The 7003-nt window shown below is 59.6% G+C and carries 8 protein-coding genes; 6 read left to right on the top strand and 2 right to left on the bottom strand.

Annotated elements, in window-relative coordinates; genetic code table 11:
* Positions 1 to 794 precede the first annotated feature (794 nt).
* From E1J53_RS21885 to E1J53_RS21870, 4 genes are all read left to right on the top strand, one after another.
* Positions 795 to 1298, top strand: a complete 504-nt coding sequence (locus E1J53_RS21885; RefSeq protein ID WP_173021600.1) for an RNA polymerase sigma factor — start codon at positions 795 to 797, stop codon at positions 1296 to 1298.
* The gene (locus E1J53_RS21880; protein WP_134274504.1) at positions 1295 to 1789 is read left to right on the top strand and encodes a hypothetical protein; all 495 of its coding nucleotides are present in this window, start codon (positions 1295 to 1297) and stop codon (positions 1787 to 1789) included. The genes E1J53_RS21885 and E1J53_RS21880 overlap by 4 nt, the downstream gene beginning before the upstream one ends.
* 33 nt (positions 1790 to 1822) lie before the next feature.
* Positions 1823 to 2323 carry a DUF4252 domain-containing protein gene (locus E1J53_RS21875; protein WP_134274503.1) on the top strand — a complete coding sequence of 167 codons (501 nt, stop codon included), beginning with the start codon at positions 1823 to 1825 and terminating at the stop codon, positions 2321 to 2323.
* Positions 2324 to 2488: 165 nt separating this feature from the next.
* The gene (locus E1J53_RS21870; RefSeq protein ID WP_134274502.1) at positions 2489 to 3004 is read left to right on the top strand and encodes a DUF4252 domain-containing protein; all 516 of its coding nucleotides are present in this window, start codon (positions 2489 to 2491) and stop codon (positions 3002 to 3004) included.
* Positions 3005 to 3013: 9 nt separating this feature from the next.
* On the opposite strand, the gene E1J53_RS21865 is transcribed toward E1J53_RS21870, so the two are convergent.
* Entirely contained in the window at positions 3014 to 4417 is a 1404-nt protein-coding gene (locus E1J53_RS21865; RefSeq protein ID WP_173021599.1) for a sulfatase-like hydrolase/transferase, read from the bottom strand.
* 75 nt (positions 4418 to 4492) lie between these two features.
* Here E1J53_RS21865 and E1J53_RS24165 point away from each other — a divergent pair, with 75 nt between their 5' ends.
* Positions 4493 to 5680: an aspartate aminotransferase family protein gene (locus E1J53_RS24165; protein ID WP_253932252.1), complete on the top strand. Its 1188-nt coding sequence runs from the start codon at positions 4493 to 4495 to the stop codon at positions 5678 to 5680.
* 57 nt (positions 5681 to 5737) lie between these two features.
* Here the strand turns inward: E1J53_RS24165 and E1J53_RS21850 are convergent, their stop codons facing one another.
* Positions 5738 to 6274 (bottom strand): flavin reductase family protein, encoded by a 537-nt coding sequence (locus E1J53_RS21850; RefSeq protein ID WP_134274498.1) that lies wholly within the window; start codon positions 6272 to 6274, stop codon positions 5738 to 5740.
* A gap of 258 nt (positions 6275 to 6532) precedes the next feature.
* Between E1J53_RS21850 and E1J53_RS21845 the strand changes: the two genes are divergently transcribed.
* Positions 6533 to 6997, top strand: coding sequence for a GNAT family N-acetyltransferase (locus E1J53_RS21845; protein WP_134274497.1), 465 nt, complete (start codon positions 6533 to 6535; stop codon positions 6995 to 6997).
* The last annotated feature ends 6 nt before the right edge of the window (positions 6998 to 7003 follow it).

Below are 7003 nucleotides of genomic sequence, written 5' to 3'. Positions count from 1 at the left end.
AACGATACGTAAGTAACGATGGCAGCTCCACAGACGATGAGGGCTGCCATCGTCATTTACGCATCTATCCAATTTGAATGTGAGTCAAAAGGAGACAGAGCCAAACTTAAAGGAGGTGTCGCGAAGTCAACCGGTTTTCCATTCCCTCTGAGGGCCGGGAGAATACCCTGCTCGTCCGCCCTGGCGAGAGGTACGAGCTGACTGGTCGGATCCGTATACCGAGACCTCCGAGCAGCAATCCGGGCCTGTGGCCCAGTAAAGACTGCTAGGAGGACCGGCTACATTATTTTAAACTAGAGCGCTCCTCGGAGCCGTCGAACGAAGTGAGCTGCTCCTGAGGTGTCGCGAAGTTAGCCACAGGCGGCCGGTTCCTTTGAGTGTGCCATCGGGGAAATGAACCCTTAGATGGTGCACTTTTGACTGACGATTACCGGTTGGCCGAGCGGCGGGAAGGTGCGGGGACGTTGGGGCGCGGGTGATGGCACTTGGGCGACGGCGCGCGGGTGCAGTGAAATACTCGGCTCAGCCGGTACGGGTGCAATGAGAATTTTGGATCAGCCAGAACGGGGCCAGCTTGGTGGGTTACCGCCGGCCAAAGTCTCCCAGGCATCGGGATAACTTACGGGACAGGGCCGCTGGTTGATGCAACCCCGCCACCTACCCGCCGTTTTTCCGAACGGAGGCCCCCAATTGGCCCCATGATTCCAGGCCAGGGAAGTTTTCGTCGAAAAAAATTTAACCGGGCTGTAACATATCGTCCCTTAGCACCGTGTACTGAGCAAACGCCCTTCGTTTTGGACCAATTTACCTCACTCGTTTCTTCCGTTCGCGGCCGGCTTTATCGGCTGGCGTTGCGCGTCGTGAACGATGCAGATGAGGCCGAGGATGTGGTCCAGGAGGTCTTGATCAAGAGTTGGCGGAAGCGGGAAGAGATCGCCCTGCTGGACAATCCGCCGGCCTGGATGCTCAAAATGACGCGTCATCAGGCCATCGATCGGCTCCGTTCCGGGAAGGTACGTCTGCTGCGGGAAACCGAAGCGGCGCCCCCCGACCGGGATGAAGCCACCCCCTATCGCCTCACGGCGAGTGGTGATACCCTGGCGCACGTCCACCGCATCATCCAACAGCTGCCGCCTAACCAGCGCACCGTGCTGCAGCTGCGGGAAGTGGAGGGGATGGAATACCGGGAAATCGCCGCGGCGACGGATCTGACCATGGAACAGGTGAAGGTTTACCTCCACCGGGCCCGGACCAAGATCAGAAGCCTTTTACTACAGGAAAGAATCGTTGAACCATGAACCAACAAACCGCTGAACTGCTGCTGGAACGTTACTTCGCCGGGGAAACTACCCTGGAAGAAGAGCGCTCCCTCCGGGCTTACTTCCGGGCCGGCGACCTCCATCCGGACCACGAGCCCTACCGGGACTTGTTCGCCTACTGGACGGTAGCCGCTCAGGTGCAGCCCCCGACGCCCCGCCTGGTGGTTCCGACGCGGAGTAAGCCCCGTCGGCGCCAACCGGTGCTGCGCTGGATGACCGCGGCGGCCGCCGCGGCCCTGCTCCTCCTGGCCGGTAACCTATGGTTTAACGATAATCCTTCCCTTTCGGACTTCCCCATCGCCGAGCAGCAAACCACTACCACCGTAGATTGGAGCCGCTACGAGGTGACCAACGAACGGGAAGCCTACCTGGTGCTTCGGGCCGCCCTCAAGACGGCCAGCACCAACCTGAATGAAGGGCCACGGATCACGCTCAAGGAACTCAAAGAGCTTGACGCGATCCTGGACTAATCATCCTCCCATCACCCCAAAAGAAAATTAACGATGAAATACTTTTTCACCCTGCTCCTGTGCCTGCTCTTCCTGGCACCTGCGTCCGCGCAAAAAATTCCGCAGGACGCCATCTCTTCCTACTTTGCCGAATACGTCGATGATGAACGCTTTACGGCGGTTTACGTCAGCGGCAAAATCTTCCAGCTCTTCAAAGACGCCGACCTCGACATCGATGACCTGGACGACGAAGAACTGGAAGCCGTCCTGAAGGTAGTGAAGGACATTCAGGGCATTCGCGTCCTCCACACCGACGAAAACGCCAAACAGCTCTACGCCGAAGCCAAGCGCCGAATCCCCACGGACTCCTACGAGTTGCTCTTCAAAGTCCGCACCAAAGACGGCGATAACGTGGAAGCCTTCATTCAGGACGAAAATGCCGTCATCAGTGAGCTCTTCCTCCTCGTCGGCGCCGACGATGACTTCGCCATGCTCAGCTTTATCGGCAACATCGACCTGACGAAGCTTTCCGAACTCCAAAAAGCCCTCGAATAAACCCCATCACCCCAACCGGGAGGAGATTTGGCCCCCACCCCAAACTAACGGACCAACAGACTAACAGACCAAAAGACTAACAGTCTAACGTACTAACAGACTAAACTACCAACAGCCTAACGAACCAAATCTCCTCCCTTACCAAAACCCATAAATCAGTTACCGATGCAACGTTTAATCCTCCTGTTCTTTCTGTGCTTCTTTGCCGGCGTTACGGTATCCGCTCAGAAATCCGTCGTCAAAGACTTCATTAAGAAACACCGCAAGGGCGAAGAAAACTTCGCCGTCAAGGTTCCCGGTTGGATGATCGGCCTGGCCGGAGAGATTGGCATCCTGGCCTCCGAGGAGGAAGAGGAAAGGCTGATCTTTGAACTGGCCCAGGAATTCGGCACCACCCGCTTCCTGATGTTCGACACGGACGCCTTCGATACCTCACGGGACATCAAAAAACTACTCCGGGAGCTGGAGGGAGGCTACGGCTACGAACGCTGGGCGATGGTCCGGGGTCCCGAAGGGGAAGAAGTCCAACTCTCCGTGCTTTACGACGGGAAAGAAATCCGGGAACTGGTGGTCTTCATCTCGGATCCGGATGAAATGAAAACCTACTTCGCTCACTCGAAAACGGACCTGACCGCCGAAGAGCTGGGCGAAGTGCTCAACGAGCTGATGGCCTCCAATTAGGGGCGATCGCTAGCGTTCCGGCAACCGGGCGTTGACCGATTGCTGCCATTCCAGCAGCAGGGCCCGGAAATCTTCTTCGGGTGGGGTCGCCAATGGAATGGCTTCGTCGGGGCGGTAGCCCAGGTGGTAGTAGACCACGGAATCCGTTTCGTAATCAAGGATCATTTTCAGGTCCTCCCGGCGTAGGCTGGCCGCTGGTTTTCCGCCCGAAGCACCGTAGTGCGGAAAATGCCAGTAGAGCGTACGCTGCGGCAATGAATGACCCCGCAAAAGGGGCAAAAGACTTTGGCCATCACTTTCTCCCGCGGGCGGCACGCCCAGCAGGTCGGTGATGGTGTGAAAAATATCGGTAGTTATTACGGGAGTCATTATCGCAGCGTCGGTAGTGGCTTCTTTTTTGTAGTGGATGAGCAAAGGGACCCGGATTCCTCCTTCGTAAAGGGTCTCCTTACCTTCCCGCAGGATGCCGTTGTCGGTGGGTGCCCGAAAGTTGGTCCCGCCGCGGTGAAGCCCGCCATTGTCGGAGGTGAAAATGATGAGGGTGCGGTCGAGTTGTTCGCTTTGCTCCAGGTACTCCAGCAGGCGGCCAATGTTTTCGTCCATGGCCGACACCATCGCGGCGTATTCGATGGAGGGGAATTCCCGGGGGTGGGTGTCTTCCACCAGCTGCTCGTAGTAGCTGATCCAGTCTTTCCGCCCCTCGATGGGCAATCCCGGAGCGTAATAGTTCAGGCTGATGAACCAACTCGTATCCCGCCATTCTTCGAGGAGGTGGAGGGTGTGGTTGGTCAGGGCGTCCGTGAGGTAGTCTTCTTCCCTGGTCTCATCCAGCAGCTCCGGGTAGGGATTGCCGGAGAAGAAGGGGTAGTAATGGGAGGCGGGATCGTTCTCTTCTCCGCCGCCAAACACTTCCCCAAAGCCCTGCAGGCTGGGGTGAAAGGAACGGTCTCCCAGCTGCCACTGTCCGAGGTGGGCGGTGCGCATACCCGCCCGGACGGCCACTTCCGCCAGGGTAAGCTGATCGAGCGGCAGCCCCGGGGCAGTGGCCGGGCTACGCAGTTGTCCCCCCTCCACGGGGGCTTCCGGCTGGGTAAGTCCGAGCCGGGCGGGGTGCCGTCCCGTCAGGATACTCGCCCGGGTACCCGCGCCCGCGGGCGCGGCGGCGTAGGCCTGCATGAACTGGACACCCCCTCGGGCCAGTCGGTCCAGGTGCGGGCTCTCAATGAGGGGATTGCCGTAGCAGTTCAGGTCGGCCCACCCCAGGTCATCGGCCACGATGAGCAGGATGTTCGGCGGGCGTTCGGCGGGAGGGGGCGTTTGGGCGGCGGGTTCCTGCCCGGAGCAGCGAAAGAGGGCAGCTGCAAGCAGGAGGAGGGCACTAAAAAATTTAATCGGTGTGGGAGAAGAAAACATTTGGTAGTAAGTGGGATTCGGGATTCGCCACAACATCGTTTATATTCCCGAACTTTGCACCCCATTTCCGTCCCCATGTCATCACGCGCTAATTTTCTTCGTCACGTTGCTCAAACCAGTCCGGCTCCGATGGGCCTGGAAATCGCCGGCGGTGCCGGCGTCTACCTTCGGGATACGGCCGGCAAAGAGTACCTGGACCTGATTGCGGGCATCGGCGTGAGCGTCCTGGGGCACAACCACCCGGCCATCGTGACGGCCGTTCAGGAACAGGCCGCAACCTACATGCATACGCTGGTTTACGGAGAGTTTGTCCTGGGGCCCCAGGTGGAACTGGCCACGCTGTTGTGCCAGCAGCTCCCCGAGACCCTGAACAGCGTCTACTTCGTCAATTCTGGAGCGGAAGCCACCGAGGGGGCCATGAAGCTGGCCAAGCGCGTGACGGGACGGTCGGAGATCATCGCCGCCAAACGATCCTACCACGGCTCCACCCAGGGGGCGGCGAGCCTGCAATGGCCCAAAGACTTCACCCAGGCCTTTCACCCCCTGCTCCCCGGCATCCAGCACCTCGATTTCAACTGCCACTGGTGCCTGCAGCGCATTACCGAACGCACGGCGGCCGTCATTCTGGAAACGGTGCAGGCCGAGTGGGGCATCCGGCGGCCGCAGGCCGCCTGGCTGCGGGCCGTGCGCGAGCGTTGCGACGAGGTGGGCGCCCTGCTGATCTTCGACGAAATCCAGGCCGGATACGGCCGCACGGGGACCCTGTTCGCCTTCGAGCAGTACGGAGTCGTCCCCGATATTTTACTCCTGGCCAAGGGCTTCGGTGGGGGCATGCCGCTGGGCGCCTTCGTCGCCCGCCGGGAATTTACGGAGCAATTCACGGTGGATCCCGTGCTGGGGCACATTACCACCTTTGGCGGCCATCCCGTCAGCTGCGCGGCCGGCCTGGCGACCCTGCGCACCCTGCTGGCCGAACCCGACCTCATCGGGTCGGTGGCCGCCAAGGAAGCCTTGTTTAAATCGCTGCTGGTGCACGAGCGCATCCGGGACGTCCGTTCGGCCGGCCTGTGGATGGCCGTGGAACTGGCCGATTTTGACGAGGTAAAGGCCGTCATCGCGGGCTGCCTGGAACGGGGCCTCATCACGGACTGGTTCCTCTGGAACGAGCGGAGCCTGCGCATCGCTCCGCCGCTGATCATCTCCGAGGCGGACATCCGCAGGGCCTGTTCCATCATCCTGGAGGCCATGGACGCCCTGAAATAAAAAAGCCCTACTCCGGGAGGAGCGGGGCTGTTGTCATTTGGTCAGTAAGGGAATTCTTTAGCTGCGCGAGGGGACACCGGCGTAGGAAAGGCGGGCTTCCCGGTCCGTGATGGGCTCGTCGGTCTCGTTATTGGCGTGTACCGCTTCCACGCGACCCACAAAAAGCAGGTGGTCGCCCTTCGTAGTGAGGGCATCCGCCAGGCGGCATTCCAGGGTCATTACGCCGCAGTCGAGGACGGGGGCTCCGGTGGCGCCTTCCCGGTAGCTGATGCCGTTGACGGCATTGTTGCTGTAGTCGACGTCGGTACGTTCGGCGAAGCGTTCGATCAGGTCCTGCTCCCGTTTTCCGAGGATGGTCAGGGAGAAGACCTGGCTCTTCTGGATGGTCTCGTTCAGGTTGCTGTCCTTTTGGATGGCGATGGTGATCAGCGGCGGCGTGAAGCTGGACTGCATGGCCCAGCTTACGGTTCCGGCGCTCACCCAGTCTTCGTTGCGGGTCTTCAGGTCATCGCCGTCGGCGCGGGTGGCTACGAGGTAATATCCGTAGGTAAGTTGTTCGAGGGCTTGGTTGAGGGTTTCTTGGGGGAGATTCATAAAAGATTTTCTTTTTACTAATGCTTTCCCCTGTAACCGGAGGGCGAACTTGTGTGTTCGGAGGAAGGGGTTTTAGTGGGAGGCCCACGCTGCAAAATGGAGGGGACTTTGCCGTGGTGATCTTATCATTATGGCGAAACGCAGGTGCCGGGTGCATCCCGGGACGCCGACACCCCGGCGCTTTACGGGAAGTACTTTGCACCCGCACTCCGTTGCCCAACATAAATCGTGAACCTTTACCCGGAAGAAGCAATCATCATGACCATCACTACGCGCGAAGCTACGCGGGAGGATCTGCCCGTTTTGCGGCAATTTGAGCAGGGCATCATCCTCGCCGAACGCCCCTACGACCCCACCCTGAAACCCGACCCCATCAGCTATTATGACATCGGGGAGCTGATCGATTCCCCCGAGGCCACGGTCATCGTGGCCGAAGCAGACGGCCGACTCATCGGTTCGGGCTACGCAAAAAAGAAGGCTTCCCGGCATTATTTACGGCACGAATTTCACGCCTTTCTGGGCTTCATGTTCGTACGGCCGGAGTACCGCGGACGGGGAGTGAACCAACTCGTCCTGGCGGATTTACTCGCCTGGGCCCGGGCGAATGAGCTGCACGAGGTGCGGCTGACCGTCTACCCCGACAACGAACCGGCGATCCGGGCCTACGAAAAGGCGGGCTTCACGCCCTACCTGTCCGAGATGCGCTTTTCCCTGGAGGAATAGAACACC

The organism is Lewinella sp. W8 (assembly GCF_004375085.3).
Taxonomy (GTDB): Bacteria; Bacteroidota; Bacteroidia; order Chitinophagales; family Saprospiraceae; genus Neolewinella.
Note: the sequence above shows the minus strand (reverse complement) of the source record. Positions and strands in the feature narration are given on the sequence as shown.